The following is an 18,154-nucleotide window of genomic DNA, read 5'->3' on the forward strand; positions in this document are numbered from 1 at the left end:
CCTGCCTGCGGAAAGGCCACGCCCCCAGCCGAATCGAGAGCGCTTCTCGAGTTGGGAGGGGGTTTCGCCATTCGTGACCATCGTGAATCACGACCGTGCCTGGCGTGGTGACCTGCATCACGTGTTGTTATGTCGAGGTGGCGGGCGGTGTCCCGAGGACATGAGTGAGCACAACAGCAGCTGTGCCGGCATCGTGCAGTTCGCCCGCAAGGACGACACCGCAGTGAACGCATACCTCGGCGGCCGTATCGGCGCGCCGATCAAGGAGACGGCCACCAAATGGACGGTGTCGGGAATCCGATGGGAAGCACGCAAGCCCGGCATGTTGTTCTGGGCCAAGGGCGGCAGGCGGCTCGAACATCCGGTGAGCGGTGTCGAAGTGGTGACGAACCCGTGAGCACCACCGACGAGCATGCCGAGCGATTCACCCTGTTGCGGCCGCTGCTGTTCACGATCGCCTACGAAATCCTCGGCTCGGTAACAGAATCCGATGATGTGCTGCAGGACAGCTATCTGCGGTGGGCGCGGGTGGATCTCGCGACGGTACGGGACACCAAATCTTTTCTGGCGCAATTGGTGACCCGGCAGGCGCTGAACACGCGGCGGGCCGGCATCCGGCGTCGCGAGGACTATGTCGGCCCATGGCTGCCCGAGCCATTGCTGGTGACGGGACAGGACGCCGCGACCGATGTCGTGCTGGCCGAATCGGTGTCGATGGGGATGCTGGTGTTGCTGGAAACGCTGAGCCCTGACGAACGAGCGGTGTTCGTCCTGCACGAAGTGTTCGGCTTCGACTACGACGACATCGCCGCGGCGGTAGGCAAATCCATCGCCGCGGTGCGGCAGATGTCCTACCGGGCCCGCCGGTATGTGCAGGCGCGGCGCAACCGGTTCGGGCCCGTCGACGCCGCGCGCACCGCCGAGCTCACCGAACTGTTCATGACGGCGGCGACGACCGGTGACATGGAGGGCCTGCTGTCGATGCTCGCACCGGATGTCACCTGGACCACCGACAACGGCGGCAAGGCCACTGCGGTGAGTCAGGTGATGACGGGCGCATCGCGGGTGGCCACGACGCTCATGGCCCTGTTCGGCTCGATGCTGCGCAGACCGGACATCCGGATCGAGCCGGTGACCTGCAACAGCGAGCCCGCGGTGGCCATCTACACCGGCGACCGCCTCGAAGCGGTCCTCTTCCTCGAGCTGGCCGGCGACAGGATCGTCAACGGTTACGGTATCCGCAACCCGGACAAGCTCGCCGCCCTCTCGATCGCGCGCACGATCGCCCGCCGCCCGCTGTAGCGAGCCGTCGCAGCAAACCATTTGTCCTCAGGAGTGAAAGATCTTGTCAACCAACAAACTCAGCGAGCTGACCGGTGACTACGTCCTCGATCCAGCCCACACCCGGATCGGCTTCATCGCCCGGCACACAATGGCCACCAGGGTGCGTGGGAACTTCCGAACCTTCGACGGCAACGCGCACCTCGACTTCGACGCACCACCGAGATCGAGCGGTCGGCTCACGATCCAGGCGAAAAGTATCGACACCGGCAATCGGCAGCGCGACGATCTGGTGGGCAGGAAATTCCTCGGCGTCGACGACCACCCGACGATCACATTCGTCCTGACCGGGGTGGAACAGTCCGGCGAGGCGAATGTCGAGGTCACCGGTGACTTGACCATGCGTGGCATCACCCGGCCGATCACCGTGGAATTCGAGCTGACCGGCGCTCAGACCGACCCGCACGGCGCCCTCCGGATCGACTTCACTGGCAGCGTCACGATCGACCGCAAGGACTGGGGAGTGCACTGGAAGGCGGCCGCAGGCATGGTCAGCCCGAAGGTGGTGCTGCAGTTCGATGTTGCCGTAATCCGGAAGTCTTGAGCGGAAAGAGAATCGAGTGGACATCGACTCGAATTCGCACCGCCGGCGCCGGTGGTTGGGCGCGCTGTCAACGATGATCGCCCTGTTGCACCTCAACGTGGCGATGCCATTTGCGGTATCCAGTGCGGACAGCCATGCGGATTTGCCGGTTCTCGACGGCGGCCGGTTCGTCGAGACCGCGGTGGCCCGCTTTCATTTCCTGGAGGCGGGTCAGGGGCCGCCCATCGTTCTGCTGCCGGGTGGCACGCTGTGGTCCTACACCTATCGCGACATCATCGGCGCGCTGGCCACCGGCCACACTGTCTATGCGGTCGACCTGCCGGGTTCGGGGTTCACCACGCTGCACGACGCGGATTTCGGATATGACGTGCGGGCCATGACAGAGGCTCTGCGGCAGTTCATGTCGGCGGTCGGCATTGCCCGTGCGTCCGTACTGGCACACTCCCTGAGCGGTTCGGTCGCCGTGGATTTCTCAGCACGATATCCCTCGCAGGTGGATCAGCTGGTGCTCATCTCACCGCTTGTTCTGGATACCGAGCTCAATGTGAACATGCAGCTGATGCGCACGCCCGTCCTGGGCGAGCTGGCCACGCGTGTGATGACCGAGGACATCTACGTGGCGGGACTGCGCGATGCGTATGCGCGCCCCGAGGAACTGACCAGGGAACTGGCGGACACCTATTGGATCCCGCAGAGCCACGACGAGAACCGCACGGCGATGTGGAAGCAGCCGCGCAATCTCGATCTGTCCCAGGTGCAATGGGAAGCAAGCACGATCAGAGCACGCACCCTGATCCTCTGGGGAGAACAGGATCGCGTCATAAACCCCTCGCAGGCACCGCAACTCGCACACCTGATCCCCACGTCGACGTTGCGAATGCTCGCAGGCGCGGGCCACAACGCCCATGAGGACGATCCCGTCGCGGTCGCCACGGAACTGACCGGATTCCTCAGCTCGGCTTGTTGAGGGCGTCCAGCCGGACCTGGGCAAGCAGTCGGCGCTGCCGGCACCGTGCTTTGATCCCGAACCATCAATCGGTCTTATTCGTCCGATATCCGCGCGGGCTGATGATGCTGTAAATCGGTCCCTACCAGTGGATTTCAGCAGTGGTGACGCTTGGGTTTGACCACGCTTGGCTCTACTGCAGACGATGCGTGGCCACGAAAGCCCTGGCATGCAAGGGCTTCCGTGGCAGCGTTGTTACTTCTGAGCCGAAAGGCTACTCAGGAGACCACCGATCATCGGAATGGACCCCTGTCCCACCGGTCGACTCCGGTGTTATTGCCCGTCCCGCCGCGCGCAGCGTATCGCGAGTGACTGACATATATTTCAGATGTGATATCGCCCGAATCGGGGCATGCGAGACGGAGGTGCAGGCACGGCGGTGTCTATGCCACCGTGGGTTCCTCGTACCGGATTTGGTGCCTGGCGGCGATCGGGTTGATCTTGACCGGGTCGAGGGCGCCAGCGGTGAGCACGGCCGGCCCCGCCTCGATCAGATCCTCCAGATAGCACTCCCAGCCGCCCGGTGACGAGATCTGGATGAGGCGGGGCGGGGGTGTGGAGGCGCGGCGCAAGGCGTGCGGAATGCCGTGGGGGAGTAGGACGAACATTCCGGCGATGGCGTGCTCGATGCGGTCGTCGAATTCCACCTCGAGTGTGCCGTCGAGCACGTAGATGCATTCGTCGGCCACGTGATGGGTGTGGCGGGGGATATCGCGGGCGAGGGTGACTTCCAGGAGCGAGAAGCGGCCTTCGGTATCGGCGGTGGTGGCTTTCACGGCGAACGCAGGCGGCAGCGGCAGGCGGCCGGGGCGGGCCGCGCCGGCGTCGAGCAGCAGAAATCGATTGTGGGACATGGTGGTACCCTTCGACTCAAGAAAAACGGAACCGGAATCCGGATCCGTTTCGAGTGTAGGTCGGAAGGGGACCCGAGTGTCAAGCCCATCGTCGCCGTCGCGCAAGCCGCGTGCGGACGCCTCACGCAATCGTGACCGCATCCTGGAAGCCGCACGAAACCTGTTCGCGGAGCGGGGAAGCCAGGTCCAACTGCCGGAGGTGGCGCGGGCCGCGGGTGTCGGGATCGGCACCGTGTACCGGCACTTCCCGGCCCAGGCCGACCTGATCGAAGCCGCGGCCGCGCAACGCTTCGCCGAGATCGAGGAATACGCGCGCACCGAATGTCTGGACCACGCCGAGCCCGGCCGGGCGGTGCTGGATTATCTGACCCATGTCGGCGAAACCCTGGCGGCCGACAGTGGTTTGTCCGCCGCCATCGAAGCCGCCCGTCAATCACGCGGTAGTGAACCGCGCGGCGCGGCGCGGGAACAGCTCGCCGAGATCATCGGCGCGCTCATCGAATCCGACCGGGCCGCTGGAACGGTGCGTCCGGACTTGACCGTCGCCGATGTCTACATGGTCGTCGGCGCACTGTCCGCCACCATTCGCTCCGGCAGCGGCGACTGGCGCCGCTTGCTCACCCTGCTGTCGGACGGGCTGCTGGTCAAGGCTGTATCATGAATATTGTTGTGCTGCAATACTTTTCGACCGGATTAACAGAATCAGTGTGTCGTTGTCGCGAATCCTGTTGGACTTAGGTCGCTTCCGACGCAGCAGCGCCTGGTTGTTGGCCAACCATAGCTGGTATCTCCCGTCGGGTCGGGAACGAGTTCCCGCCGGCGTCGAGGAACCACAGCGATCCGTGCTGCCGCAGCCCCTTTCAGCCCCCGCCGGATCAGCTCGAAGTAGCGCTTTTTGACGGCCATCGGCGTCCCGCTGGGTGCGTATCGGGGGATGCAAGCGGGTGTGTCCGAGAGCGATTTACCAGCGGTTTTGTAGTGCCCCCGGACGGGCTCGAACCGTCACTTGGCGGATTTTAAGGTCGCAACTCTCGACGTTTGAGGAAATCGGGCTGTTGTTAACCAGCGTGAAAGGCCTGAGCTGACTGGGACGTTCGGCCGTTGGAGACGTTGATGAGATAAGCGGCATCGGAGGCTACTGCGGACGCCGTGCGGACGTGGGTCCGATGCCGCTGATTGCCTCACGTTGTGATCGATCACTCTTGTCCGTGTCATGATCAGCGGCGCCGGAGGGCTGCGATCGGTTCCCGCCGGCTGCCAGCGCCACCGGATACAGTTCGATCGAGCGGTTCGAAGGTAGCGGGAGGAGCGAGGATCAGCTCGCTGTGGGTTCAGGTCGGACACAATCCATGGGTGTGGTGGTTGCGAGCCGATCGGGTCATCGGGTTTGAGCTCAAAGACCTCAGCAGTTCTTCGAATCCGCCTGACGCACCCCGGGAGTATTTCGTGTACATGCGCCGATTGGAAGGCGACCACACCGCCGATGATGCGGTGGCTGAGTATCTTCCATCGAACGCGCGGCCAAGATGGTTGTCCAGGAACTGATTCAGACGCTGGTAAGCCACCGCGAGGATGTCGGCGTGCTCCTTTTGCGCGATGCAAGAGTGCAGTTTGTCGTCTTGCCTGGTCTGCTGCCCTGAACCGCCCATGTGGCAAATGACCTCGTAGATGGCGGTTCTCGATCCATGGCGGACCGTCGGGCAATTGGCGTTCTGCCCGAGGCTCGTTGACGCTGCCCGATTGCCTATTGGCCTGCCGGGTGGGATTTCGGCGCCGCGTGCCGTCGATCTGCGGCTAGTCATCATCAGCCTGTTACGCCGTCGCCGACTGCACGATGACCTGGAGGCTATCTGTAACTCGAACCAGGAGCCTGCCGATCCTCTTTGAGGTTCGGGGAAGTTCGAGGATATCCATCAGATCGACTGTGTCGCAATACTTAACCGTGAGATGGCAATCCTTCATGCGCGGCTGTGCGGCGGTGTATCTGGACCCTCTGGACCCTTTGTGGTCGGGAATTAGAACCAACTGTCATGGCGTACAGCCACACTCCAGCTTGGACCGAATGGTCGCTTTAGGCCACATCCGCGCTAGCAGCGTTCCGGTTCCGTACCTGTTTTAGTCGTCGCTACTCGTTCTAGCCTTTGGGTTGCCGATCGCGGAAGGACCTGCGGGACAACGATCCTTGCCTTTCCAGCCTGCGTTCTCGGCAGAAACGGCCCTACTCGATGCGAACGAGTAGCGCCGCGGACCCAACATGTCTCCGCCAGAGAGAGGATGTGCAGGCGCAATGAGCCTACCGCCGACTACAGAGAACCGAGACGTCCATTCTTCGGACCCAAAAGACTCTCGGGTTCACCCGCTAATTGTATTGTTGCTGGCGGTGAGTATTGCCACCGCAGCAGGCTTGCTGGCTGGGTGGCAGGCCGCGGTGACCGTTCTTGTGACGGTTCTGGGGTTGTTCACACGCAGCCGGACAAACTTGGAGTAGCCGCAAGAACGTCGACATCTCCGACTGGTTTTCGGCCTGCGGGGTGAGCGGCGGTGTGGCGTGGCGTGGGTACGTCGCGCCGCACCGCCTTGATCCTGCACAGCCAATTTCGGCGACTCGAAACTAGGCATCTGCGAGTGGTTGAGGCGTCAACTATCCCGGGCATCTACCGAAAGTCAAGGAGTACTTGAAAACCGTTGACTGCCAGTAGATCCGATTGAACCGGCGAGATTCGAGAGAATCCCAGTCATCCCGACGAAACAGGGATACCACATGAATTTTTGGAGAGTTTCTGGCACACGACGTGACGTTCCCGCCGACGAGCCCGCCCCATCAACAGGCATCCGCCCGCTGATGGAACGCCATCAATACCAGCCGTTGTGACCCCTGGTAGGGCGATGGTGACTTGGCGACAGCGGCCGGTTCAGATTCTCACTTACGCGGTATTTGGGTGAGTTACTTTCTTACGCAACGAGTTTGGAGGGGGGAAGGTGTCGGTAGTCTCGGCGGGGAAGAGAGAGCGCAACTCGGGTGACCCGTAGGTCAGGAAGACAAGGTCGCTGTCGCTGCTGGTGTCCCAGATGTCACGGTCGAATGTCACTGGAACTGAGGACGTGGTCAGCTGACCCAAGTAGCACTCGATAGACGCCGCGCCGTCGGAGCGTCCGAAGGATATACGGGTGCCGTCTAGCGGAAGGAAGAGGTTGTAGATACCGGGGCGTCCGTCGTCCGGGGTCAGCCAGTGGCTTGAAAGGAGGTTGTTCGTGAGCCTAGTGGCAAGGACTGACGGAGTGATGTCTCCGACTAGGTCCGGCGGAACCTTGACGGTGAAGTCCTCGTCGGGGGTGCCGAGGTCGTCGCTCCTGACGGGCTGGTTGTTGATGTCGTCGATCTGGGTTCGGATGCCAGCGATCTCGCTGGCGATCGCTTCGTCGCTGAGGTTCGCGGCAAGAACGAGGTCTTCGATGACCTTCTCGACGGTGCCGAGGACTGGAGCGGCGCCACCGAGAATGTTGGTGAAGTCGGCATAGTCCTCTTTGATGCCCTTGTAGACCTGCTCCTCGATGGTGTCTTCATAGAAATAGTTGCTGATCTGGAGGTGCTCGTACGTAGCGCCGATTCGGTCGATGCGGCCGATCCGCTGCTCGACGCGCATCAGGTTCCAGGGCATGTCGTAGTTGATGAGACGGCCTGACGTCTGCAGGTTGAGGCCCTCACTCATAGAGTCGGTGCCAATCAGAACCTCAATATCGCCGCTGCGGAATCGGGTTTTAATCTCGGCCTTGCTGACCGGGTTCCATTCTCCTGCCTCGGGATCGTAGATCTCGCCTCCGCGGCCGGAATAGCAGCCAAGTCTGTAGTAGCCGGCGGCTAGCAGGCGCTCGCGCACGTAGTCCATGGTGTCGGCGTACTGGGTGAAGACCACTGCGGAGTCGTACGTTTTGAATGATTCGGCCAGGTCGTCGACGAGTTTCTTGGCCTTGGTGTCTTCGCCGGTTATATCGCCGAGGTCGTTGAGGAAGGAGCGGAGCTCGCCGATCTCCTTCTTGAGGCGGTCGGCGCGAACGTCGAAGGCCTCGGGGTCGAAGAGGGAGTTCTCCAGATCGGTGCCGTCGTCGTCGGTAAGGAGATCGACGAGGCTCTTGCCCTGCTCGAGTACGTCGAGGCGGCGTTGCAGGGACTGCCTGATCGCTTCGAAGGAGGAGGTTAGCCGGCGCCGGTAGATGGTCATGATAAAGCCGAGCGCGTTGGTCGCCTTGTCGGATTTGTAGGCATTGTAGTGGCGCCGGATGTATTCCTCGATGCGGTCATATAACATCCGCTCGTTCGGCGCCAGCGGAATGAACTCGTCGGTGACGTGCCGGTGCGGGATGACGATCGATGCAGGGATGATGCCTGCCTCTTGGTAGGCCCGCATGGTCTTTCGGGTGTTGCGGAAGACTCGATCACGTATCGGGGTATGGCGGCGCGCCCATTTATCCATCCACTCGGAGATGGCGTTAGGAAACTGCATCGTGAGGTCAGATGAGGGTGGGTTGCCTGCCATTCCTGTCACCGTCCACGCGTCGGCCCATCCGAGTGCGTCGTTGACCTGTTGCTCCAGTTCGTAGTCGTGTTCGGCGAGTGGGTCGGAGAAGTAGTCAGCCAGCATGTCGCAGATGAGCTTCCAGCCGCGCCTGTCAGGTGGGTTGCCGAGATAGGTGAAGTATTGCGTGAAAAAGTACGCCAGCTCACCCCATTTGCCCGGTAGCCCGAGGAGCTCGATAAGGTCCCAGGCCTCGTGGGGGTGCATCTGCATAGGGGTCGCCGAAGCGAGGTAGAGAGCACGCCACAGGTCGCGCTTCTTCATCTCCAGGAGCAGCGCGAGCAGGGAGTTGGGAGTGTCGGTCGCGTTGGAGCCGCGGCGACGGGCGTGATGAGCCTCATCGACGAGGACGACATCCCATGGTCCGGCATCAAGGATCTCGGCACGGCGTGTACGGCGGCGAGCGAGGTGGGAGGAGGCGAGCACGATCGGGAAGGCTGACCACGGGTTCGTCTTCTGACCCGTCGCGATGGGCTGGTCGAACCGGTCGATGAAGCCACCCCTGTCGTAGCGGGCGACGTCGAGGTTCATCTTCTCGTGGAGCTCTTCCTGCCACTGTTTCATCACCGAGGCGGGCACCAGCAGCAGCGCCTTCTTCGCACGGCCGGAGGTGAAGAGCTCACGTAGCACCATGCCTGCCTCGACGGTCTTGCCGAGACCGACCTCGTCGGCGAAGAGATAGCCGCGTGGGTACGTCGACACCACCCGGTGTATCAGCTCTGCCTGGTGCGGCAGCGGCTGAGCCCACGCCGTACCTACGCCAGTCCACGCGGACATCTTCGGCGCATCCCGGAGAGCTACCAGCTCGTCCCAGGCCGCCTGCCTGTCGACGTCCGTGTCGACGGGCGGTGCCTCGTGATCGGGCTCCTCAAGCTTCGACTGCGGCACGAGCGTGTCGAAGGGGAACGGCGGAGTGTCGGGAGCGTGTTCTATCAGGTGTTGCCGGACGGCGGCGGGCAGGTCAATGATCGCCCAACCCTCGTCGGGGTTGGCGCGCCAGTGCCGTTCGAACGCTCGCTCCTTGGGCGCGCCGTAGTCCTCCCAAGACTCGGTACGCCAGGAGCGGTAGGCGTCGAAGGTCTCGTGGTTCTTCACCCACGCGGTGACCGAGGCGTTGTTGGAGCCGCTAAATGCGACCTTGTGGCCGTAACGATCTGTGAAGATGCCGTACTTGGTGTGGAAGTAGCGGCCCGACTCCTGGTGGGTGAGCAGCCGGCCTTTCTTGTCGACCGGGATGCCGACCCGGATGTGGAGCCGGTCGTTGGCGACCATCCAGGCCAGCACGCTGAGGTGCTCGTTGTGCACGATCTTCGTGCCCTCCAGACCGGGGTCAGCTAGTAGACGCCCGGCGACCACATCGTCGAGCGGAGTGCCGGAGAGCACGGCGTCGACGTCCTTTTTGCTAAGCTGCGCGCCGACGATGAGTCTCATCACCCCGCCACCGGCGATGAAATATGCCGTGCCTTGCGCGGCAAACTGCAGCTCTGCCCCGGACCAGTAGCCGACCGCACGGTCGTAGGCGATGGCCCTGGAGAGCAGCGGCTCGTAGAACGTCTTGAACGGTGCGGCGTCTGGCGAGTACATCGCCTTCAGCATCACGTTGCGGAACGAATCCTTGGCCGTGGCAGGATCGTGGTCAAACAGAACATCCTGCGCCGGTGCCGCCGGCTTGGCGGCGACACCGGGAAACAGAGCATCGTCGTGCTCGGCCAACCTCACTCCAACTCGAAGAGCGCGGCGGGCTTGTCCTCAACCAACGTGGCCACGTCTGTGGCTTCCGGCAGGGTCACGTCGGGAAAGTAGAGCGTGCACAGGGTGTCGAGGCGCCCGGCGTCGGGCACGACCCACTCTCCCTTGACCTTGGTGCGCGGCATCGCGTTCACCAGACCCTGCAGGGTGGAGATGAACCCTGCGTCGTTGATGTAATCGTGCTTGTCGAGGAATCGCTTCGCCGCCGGCATGCCATCATGCTCGGCGATATACAGGGTCGTGTCGACCGCGTCGATGATGTAGTCGAACGAGGCGGCCTCGGGCCGCACGCCCGGAGCGTCTGAGTCGCCGCCGCGCCGCACCCGCTCGCTCGGAGTGAGCAAGGCGACGTTGCCCGAAGACTTCGCGACCACCTTGGCCCGCTCAAGCTCGTCAACGTCGAGCCCACCAACGGCGAGCGCCAAGAGGCGGGCGGTATCGAACGGGAACTCACGGGCAGCGAAGGTGTCCCAGGCCAGCAGCACAAAGTCAGTGAGCGTGTCGACCTTCGCCGCCTTACCGACCAGGCGGGAACGGCGCAGGCCCACGATCTCCTCGCGTGCCAGGGCCAGGGCTTCCTCGGGACGCAGTAATTTGTCACGGCCATCTTCATCAGGGGTCGAGGAGTAGACCGGCCAGCTCTGCGAAATCACCGAGAGTGTCGGGCCATACGTCGACAGCAACAGGTCGACGCCCTCAATCCCGTCATGCTGGAAACGCATCGCTGCGTCACGAGCTGCACGACGAACGTCTTGCTCGATGTCATCGAGATAGACCTTCGTGTCACCCTGACGGTCTTCGCGCTTACGGCACACCAGCATGATCGTCGACTGGGCTGAGTTGAGAGCCCTAATGTTGAGCCCCACCGCAGTCTCAGTGTTGACTGGCCATGAGGTCTCAATTGTGAACCCTGCCTGCAGAAGACCCATGCCAAGGGTGTCCCACGCATTCGCCTTCTTGTGCGTGAACATCACCGAGAGCACACCATCGCTAGCGAGGACCCTGCGGCACTCGGCGAAGATACTGGTCATCTTCGTCTCGTAGTCGAGGTCGGCGAGCTCCTGGCGACGCTTGCCCATCGTCAGAAAGCGGGCGACGTTGGCGACAGCCTCGTTGTCTTTATCGGTAAGGTCGTCGTGGAAGTAGTCGGGAACCAACCGGCCGAGAGTGCGCCTCTCCCAAACATAGAAGTAGTCGGCCAGCTCCGCGTACATCACGTTGTCGTAGTACGGCGGGTCCATGCACACGTGGGTCGCAGCGCCATCAGGGAGGGCAAGGCTTGCGCCACTTCCCTGCAGCACCGTTACCTCTCGCGGCAATCGATCATTGGCGTCCGCTGGCGAGACTCCGGTCTCATCGAGTAGGCGCGCAATGCCGCCATAAGCGTCGATGAGCTGGTCGAGGCACCACGAGAAGAGCGCGCGAGCACCCTCGAACTCGGCGAAGGTCCACTTGAATGAGAAATCATGGCGGTCGAACACGCTGCGCATCTTCTGACGCGACACGTCCCAAGACGACATGCGCGAGTTCCAGTTCAGAGCCTTACCCTGCATCAAAGCCAACTGGAACAAAACATCGGTGGCGTCTTCACCGAGTTCCTTGCGGACCTCGGCTTCGAGGCTGGCGAACTCCTCGACAAAGACACCCTGGACGAGCGCCTGCCGCCGAGTGAACATATCGGTCCAGTAGGTGAAGCCGTAGGGCCGGATCTCGTGTTTGGGGATCAGGTCAGGGATCGCTTCGCTCGGCAGGATGCCGGTGGTGAGCCAGGGGTCCTTGACCTCGGCATACTTGGCTTCAGCGGCGGCGATGGCCTCGAGGTCGGTCTGGGTAGGGGTGCGGAAGGTGCGTTCACCCGAAGGCTTGCGGATGGCGACGGCGTACAGGACTTGCTTCATCTGGCCGACCTGGGCGGCCTGCTTGATGTCGTCGCCTTCTATGACGAGGTTGTCGTATAGCGAGATGGCTTTGCCCCGGGCGGTAGTGCCAGTGGAGGCGTCAGCCTTGTCGACGTCCCTGCCGAGGGCGACCTCGAAGATCGGCTCGGCGAGCTCGACGCCGTCAACTTCCGTGAGCATCCGGACGGCTGCTTCCTTGCCTGCGGTCTTGCGGAGCCACTTGTCGGGCAAGAGCGGTACGAGGCGGCCGGTACGAGGGCAGGGGATGGCGTTGGCCCAGATGTATGCGATGACGCTCTCGCCGCCTTGGAGCGGAAAGTACTCTTTGAGCCGCTCCTCGACGCGCTTGACAAGCACCTGCCCCCACTTCTTTAGTTCCGGTACTAGGTCGAGCCCCCTAGTCGCGGGGATCTCGACGCCAGCCTTGAGCACGCTAGCGGCAACACCATTGAGGTCGTTGGCGACGACCGGGAGCCCCAGGCGAGAAGCCGCCCACGGGATGCTGCCGCCACCGGCGGTGGGGTCAGCCAGCATCGGGAGCTCGCCCCAGGTATGGATGAGCACCGCGTGGAGAAGGTCAATGTCCTTGCGCGGGATCGGGTTGCGGAATGCCTGCCTATAGCCGTAGCCGTTGCCCTGGAGCTTCACGCCTGCGGCGTTAGCCGCGTCAATGACCTTCCGCCCGCGCACTGGGTCACCCCATATGCCAATGAGGTGGAGTAGCCAGCGGCGGTAGGCGGCTTCGTCCTGGAGTTCGACGGCGTCGGGAAACGCCAGCGCGAGCTCCTCGGACCACGCGGGCAGAACACCTGCGAGGGCGACAGCAGCGGAGGCGACGAGGGGGCGGCGGGCCCACCATATATGGAGGAAGGAGAGCGGTGGTAGCGCGGAGGCGGCGCCGCGTTCGCGGCGGGACTCGATCCCGAGCTCGGCGACGGGGAGCCAGTCCTCGATGAGAACGCGCGGCTTGGTGCTCAGGTCGGGTCCTTTCAATCGTCAGAGAGGAGGGTGCGGAGGGCCTTGCGGGCCCGGTTTGCATCGACGCCGATGCACTTGGAGTACCAGTAGTAGGTCTCCTCGGTGCTCATGGCGTTGATGCCGGCGACGAGGGCTCGGACGCGCTCATACTTGGCGATGGGCTGGGTGGCCAGCAGGATCAGTGCCAGGCGTACGCCGTCGGGTTCGGTGAGACGGATAGGTGCCTTGCGGGTGAAGGCCAACACGCTGGACTGGTGGCCCGATCGCTTCACGGCAGCGAAGAGGGCATCGACGACGCGGGCCGTTTGTTGCGGAGCAAGGGTGACGACGGCCGCGGCGAGGACAGAGGCGACCTCGCCATAAGTCTCCTCGATTGTGAGGCCGTACGTCTCGCCGGGCCCAGGCTTCACGATGAGACAGAAACCGCGGACACCGTCGACGGTGGAAGGCCGTCGGCCCGGGATGGTCCTTGCGCGTGGGGGCGCGGTCACTTGGTCACCTCCGCTGTCATCGTTGTGTTCTTGATGCCGAGCTTCTTGATCACATCGTGGATCTGCGCGAACTGCGGGTCGTCGACGTCGAGTGCCGGGTCGAACCGGAAGGTGAGGGTGACGTCGCCGACCACCTTAGTGGCGGCGGTGAGCGCCTTCTTGGCGTGGCCGTAGGCCATCTGGAAGTCGGCGCGCTCGGCGGTGCCCTGGAACTGGATGCCGCCTCCGGTGAGCCCCTTGTACTCGGCGCGGATGGTCGAGCGGACCATGATGTTCTGCTTTTGCAGCATGCCGAGCGAGGCGACGGCGAGGTCGAGGTCGCTCGTGCCAGACGCGGCATCTGCGCTCACCTTCAAAGTGAGGGTCGAGATGGTGCGAATTGTGTAGTCGGAGACGGCATCGAGCAGGGTTTGCATTGCCGCTCCGCCGGGACCGTTCGCGGTGAAGGTTTTGGAGGTGGCCGTGCGGGTGGGGACCTCGACGCCGATGTCGTCGGCGATCTCGCGGAGCAGGATGTGGAGGGAGTCGAGACCCTTGTCCTTGATCGCCGAGGGTGAGAGCGCCCGGACGCCGGCGGCGGGCTCAGTGTCGGTGACGACGAACCAGCCATACTCGCTGGACTGGACTGCGGTGGCCAGCAGGTCAAGGACCTCGGTCTTGGAGGGCTCGCCGCCGCAGGCGACCTCAAGGCGGGCGCGGAGGTCGGCGCCAGTGAGTTGGTCCCCGGTGAGTACCGAGCGGAGGTCGGTCTGGGTGGGTTTGCGGATCAACAGGCCACGCTTGTGCGCCTCGGCCATTGTCATGACCTCGGTGTCGGCGCTGAAGGTGATCGACATCCCAGCCTGGTTGTTGGAGGTGTATGCCTTCCCTCTGGCGGAGTCGTAGTAGACCCAGTTGTCGTGGTTGACGCCGTTGACGACCGCGTCGCGAAGCAGCGAGGTGTTGCGGACGATGGGGGCCTTATGGTCGGACCAGAAGTAGTCGGCGATTGCGGCTGTGCTCGTGGCTTCCTTGTTGGCCCAGGTGCGGGCGCGCAGGAAAGACGCAGTGAAGGGGCTGGTGCGGATCTTGTCCTCGTCGGTCAGCAGGGTGATGACTGCGGAGGTGGCATTCTTCGGGTCGCCCTGGGCCTGGGCGGGGAGCTCGCGATGGCGCAGGTAACCGGTGGCCTTCTCATCGGCCGGGTAGTAGATGTGCTTGAAGCATCGGGTTACCGCGATGCGCGCCTGTAGTCGGGCCTCCCCGTCGTAGGCCTCGACCTTCTTGCGAACCTGCTCGCTAAACTGGCCCAGCCGGTGGGTGTCGGCGGCGAGGTTCTTGGAGGCGATCAGGGCACGTGCACGGTCCTTGAGTGCGTGGATCTGCCCGGCGTCGGCGAGGGCAAAAACCAAGGCGTTGCGGTACTTGCGTGGCGTGCCGACCGAGCCGACCTTGTCGAGCATCTCCATGATCTGTGTCGGCGGCTGGTCGGCGTGGAGCGGGTCGACAGTGACGACATCGTGGTCGAGCACGACCACGCGCAGCGCGTCCTTGTCTGGGATCTCGGCAGGGCCTGACGGGAAATGGATGGCGGTGACGCCTCCGTCGTTGGCGAACGCGTTGTGGATCAGGCTGTCGACTTCGGCAGAAACCGCGGTGTTGGCGACGTTACGCTTCTCGGTCTCGATGATGGCGTTGACGTTGGGCTCGATGTTGAAGCGATAGCGGTTACCGTCGTACGACAGGTGCCAGAAAACTTTCTCCGACTCGGTCAGCGCCTTCTCGAAGATGGTGGCGTCCTCGCCGGGGCGCAGGGTGCCAACCAGCCAATCGTTGTGGTTCGCCCCTGCTGTGGAGACCATCTCCAAGGAGTGAGTGAACACGGTGCGGGCTACACGGGTGGCGTAGGCAGGCTTGCCAGGAAAGACATCGGCATCGACGGCGGCCGCGTGGGAGGAATTGGAAGCGAAGTCGCCCTTGGCCACGCTCGCGTACTCGGCGCGGCCGAGGCCGTCGGTGAGGTGGTTGAGGACCGGCTCGTTGGAGTAGTCGATGTCGCCGACGTTGATGATCGCTGTGTCGTCGCTGGTGGTGTAGATGTTGGCCACGACCTCGGCCAGAAGCTTCAGGGCGCCGCGGGCGCGCTGGAACTCGGTTATGTTGCCTAGTCGTTTGTCCAGGACACGAACCAGCTCGGGGTGGAATGGGTAGGTCTTGGTGACCAGGTCGGAGTAGGAAGTCGGGTGCTCGGCACCGCCGGCGAGCTGTTCGGTCTTGCCGAGCTGTTCGTAGAAGTCTCGGTAGGCTTGCCCGGCATCCCTGGCGGCGTCCTCGTCGACGGACGCGAAGAGGCGCTTCTTGAGGATTTCTCCGATCTCGTTGTCATCGGCCGGCTTAATTACCGCGCTCGGCTGCACGGCGCGGGTCATCAAGTCGCCGGTCTCCTGCGCGGCCTTGACAGAGGCGGCGTTGGCGATGTCGGCCTTCTCTTTCTCGTCACCGGTCAGCTCACTGATCTCGGTTGTCTCCGCGCCGAAGGCGTTGGTGGTCGCGGCCAGGGTGATGATCACCGAGACATTGTTGGTCGGGTCGGAGGCGACCTCGAAGAGGTTGCCAAGGAAGACAGGGATCGCGCCTGCCATGCGACGTACGTCCTCACTGCCGGACGAGGCCACTGCACGCAGGTATTTGGCGATCTCGTCGACGATCACCACTGTCGGCTTGCTGCCGAAGGCGGCCTTGATCGTAGCTGTGCCCGGAGCAGTGCGTTGGATGTCGTTCGCCTCCATCGCGGCGAACGCGTCATCGCCGATCTGGGCGGCCATCTCACCCCACATCGTGTAGGTGCGATGGCCGCTGGTCTCAACGCCCGCGGTGGGGTCGAGGGCGTCGCCGACCAAGGCCGCGACCTGCACCGGACCGTCGGGAAGCAGGCTCGGGTCGAGGAACTCGGTAATGTTGGACGGCCGCGCACCTTTGGCGAGGTGGTAGACAGCGGTCAGACCGTGGGTCTTACCGCCACCGAATGAGGTCGTCGGGCGAAGCACGCCGTTCTCCCCCGCGACACCCTTCGCTCCGCTCAAACGGCCAAAGGCCTTGGTGAGCAGCGTCTTCAGGCCACTCGTGGGGTAGGTCTGCGCGAAGAATGCCTCCGCGTCGCCGTACACCGGATAGTGCTCAGCGTCGCGGACCACCTTATCCAACTGCGCTGCGAAGTGATTGTCAGCCAACCCGCCTTCGAGCACGTCCTCCCGCGGAACACATACCTTCCGCAAAGCCACCAGGCTCGACGTTGCCATGCCTTCCCCCTCTTGCTGCCCAGACACCGTGCATGCGGCGTCGCTCCTTGACCTGCGCGCACCATGGTAAGCAGACTGGCGACAATTTCGTCGAGGGACCGGCGGCGAGCTCATTTGTGGTGCGCCGTGTACCATCTCTGGGGCTGGGACGACGCACCACCACGGAAGGTGTTGTTCCGCAGCGATATTCCCCGCCAACCCCCGACCACTGTCACGCTTCCTGCCAACTGACGCCAACCGGAAACTCACCGCCGCCCTGCACACCAGCGAGACCACGAACTCGCCGCATCGACGCTGCTACTGGCCCGCGCCATCGGACTGCGCATCGGGGAACTCATCGGACCTTGAGCTGGACTGCGTCCACGAAATCTCCGACCAAGGCTCCTGGTTGAAAGTCCCCCTGGGCAAGCTCGACACCGAACGCATGGTCCCCCTCGACGCCGAAACCGTCGCACTAATCGACCGGATCATCGAACTCCGCAGCCCGGGAAGACCATTACCGCATCCGCGCACCAGCAAACCCGCGCAATTCCTGTTTACCCACCACGGACGCCGCCTCGCGCAGAACGGTGTACGCGCCGAACTCGACCGCGACCGGGCTCGACCAGTCCACCCCCGCACCAACTTCGCCACACCTACGCCACCGACCTGGCTAACGCGGAGTCTCGCTGCAGTCACTGATGGCGCTGCTCGGGGCATGTCTCCGCGCAAATAAGCCTGCGCTACGGGAAACTATTCAAAGCCACCGGCCGCACAGAATACGAACGCGCCCTCACCCTCGCCAAGAACCATCTCACCACCCTGCCCACCACCCCCGCCGGCACCTAAGCGCTGCCACTTACAGTCATCCGGTGCCGACTGGACCGAGGCGCCGTGCTGAAATCCCGTCTGGCGGAGGGTTTTGCCTCGCGGCCCACCCAGGGCGCATATCCCTACGCTAACGTCTGCGAGCACTGCCCCGAGCTTTTGCACCGAACACCACCTAACTGTCGACCGCCACCACAAACTTATCGCCCGTCTCGACATCGCCATCGCCCAACGATCAGCCGGATAACCGAATCTAATTCGACCCTACCGGGAAGCGGCCACTTGTTTACCCGATAGGCCGGTGGCAATGCCGTCATGGAGGGTTTCTTCGCACTCCCGCAGAAGAATGTCCTCGATCGCCGAACCTAGTGCAGCCGTGAGGAATTGCGCATCGCGATTGTCACCTGGATCGAGAGGACCTACCACCGCCGCCGACAGCAGGCTTACCTTCAACCCCAAAGTTACTGCCTCCCGACATCTTTGCTCAATCCGAACTGGTAAGTGGCGAGTACGGACAGACAGGGGCGGACATCGGTCCGCCCCTGTCTGTCCGCCCCTGTTTGCCCCGTCGACCAGTGGTTTTCGAGGTGCTGTCTGGCTGGCTGGTGCAGGGACACTAAACACCCCCTGCGGG

Annotated in this window: 10 protein-coding genes and 1 pseudogene; 6 read left to right on the forward strand and 5 right to left on the reverse strand. The window is 63.2% G+C overall.

Features of this window, described 5'->3' with window-relative positions; genetic code table 11:
- Positions 1–73 precede the first annotated feature (73 nt).
- Genes ACFXKA_RS08185 through ACFXKA_RS08200 form a run of 4 tightly spaced genes read left to right on the forward strand, consistent with a single transcriptional unit; the run spans position 74 to position 2,852 of the window.
- On the forward strand, positions 74–397 hold the full coding sequence (locus tag ACFXKA_RS08185; protein WP_379426605.1) for a hypothetical protein: 324 nt from the start codon (positions 74–76) through the stop codon (positions 395–397).
- Complete coding sequence (sigJ, locus tag ACFXKA_RS08190; RefSeq protein ID WP_379426606.1) at positions 394–1,302, forward strand: RNA polymerase sigma factor SigJ; 909 nt, start codon at positions 394–396, stop codon at positions 1,300–1,302. The genes ACFXKA_RS08185 and sigJ overlap by 4 nt, the downstream gene beginning before the upstream one ends.
- A 43-nt stretch (positions 1,303–1,345) precedes the next feature.
- Positions 1,346–1,885, forward strand: coding sequence for a YceI family protein (locus ACFXKA_RS08195; protein WP_379426607.1), 540 nt, complete (start codon positions 1,346–1,348; stop codon positions 1,883–1,885).
- A 16-nt stretch (positions 1,886–1,901) separates the two neighbouring features.
- The gene (locus tag ACFXKA_RS08200; protein WP_379426608.1) at positions 1,902–2,852 is read left to right on the forward strand and encodes an alpha/beta fold hydrolase; all 951 of its coding nucleotides are present in this window, start codon (positions 1,902–1,904) and stop codon (positions 2,850–2,852) included.
- 422 nt (positions 2,853–3,274) lie between these two features.
- On the opposite strand, the gene ACFXKA_RS08205 is transcribed toward ACFXKA_RS08200, so the two are convergent.
- Positions 3,275–3,745 carry a cupin domain-containing protein gene (locus ACFXKA_RS08205; protein ID WP_379426609.1) on the reverse strand — a complete coding sequence of 157 codons (471 nt, stop codon included), beginning with the start codon at positions 3,743–3,745 and terminating at the stop codon, positions 3,275–3,277.
- A gap of 76 nt (positions 3,746–3,821) precedes the next feature.
- Here ACFXKA_RS08205 and ACFXKA_RS08210 point away from each other — a divergent pair, with 76 nt between their 5' ends.
- Positions 3,822–4,406 (forward strand): TetR/AcrR family transcriptional regulator, encoded by a 585-nt coding sequence (locus tag ACFXKA_RS08210; RefSeq protein WP_379426610.1) that lies wholly within the window; start codon positions 3,822–3,824, stop codon positions 4,404–4,406.
- A 2,263-nt stretch (positions 4,407–6,669) separates the two neighbouring features.
- Here the strand turns inward: ACFXKA_RS08210 and ACFXKA_RS08215 are convergent.
- The 4 genes from ACFXKA_RS08215 to ACFXKA_RS08230 are packed head-to-tail and all read right to left on the reverse strand — an operon-like array spanning position 6,670 to position 16,713.
- Positions 6,670–10,032 carry an SNF2-related protein gene (locus ACFXKA_RS08215; RefSeq protein WP_379426611.1) on the reverse strand — a complete coding sequence of 1,121 codons (3,363 nt, stop codon included), beginning with the start codon at positions 10,030–10,032 and terminating at the stop codon, positions 6,670–6,672.
- 2 nt (positions 10,033–10,034) lie between these two features.
- Positions 10,035–12,959, reverse strand: coding sequence for a DUF1156 domain-containing protein (locus tag ACFXKA_RS08220; protein ID WP_379426612.1), 2,925 nt, complete (start codon positions 12,957–12,959; stop codon positions 10,035–10,037).
- Positions 12,956–13,435, reverse strand: coding sequence for a hypothetical protein (locus ACFXKA_RS08225; RefSeq protein WP_379426613.1), 480 nt, complete (start codon positions 13,433–13,435; stop codon positions 12,956–12,958). The genes ACFXKA_RS08220 and ACFXKA_RS08225 overlap by 4 nt, the downstream gene beginning before the upstream one ends.
- Positions 13,432–16,713, reverse strand: a complete 3,282-nt coding sequence (locus tag ACFXKA_RS08230; protein ID WP_379426614.1) for an ATP-binding protein — start codon at positions 16,711–16,713, stop codon at positions 13,432–13,434. Before ACFXKA_RS08230 ends, ACFXKA_RS08225 begins: the two co-directional genes overlap by 4 nt.
- Positions 16,714–17,820: 1,107 nt before the next feature.
- Here ACFXKA_RS08230 and ACFXKA_RS08235 point away from each other — a divergent pair.
- Positions 17,821–18,021 (forward strand): annotated as a pseudogene (locus tag ACFXKA_RS08235) (hypothetical protein); the annotation flags it as partial.
- Between the last annotated feature and the right edge of the window lie 133 nt (positions 18,022–18,154).

It is taken from the genome of Nocardia sp. NPDC059228 (assembly GCF_042754245.1).
Taxonomy (GTDB): Bacteria; Actinomycetota; Actinomycetes; order Mycobacteriales; family Mycobacteriaceae; genus Nocardia.

Bases quoted from the DNA above. Each gene is read 5' to 3' on its own strand.
- ACFXKA_RS08205 (WP_379426609.1), bottom strand. From the start codon at position 3,745: ATGTCCCACAATCGATTTCTGCTGCTCGACGCCGGCGCGGCCCGCCCC.
- ACFXKA_RS08230 (WP_379426614.1), bottom strand. From the start codon at position 16,713: ATGGCAACGTCGAGCCTGGTGGCTTTGCGGAAGGTATGTGTTCCGCGG.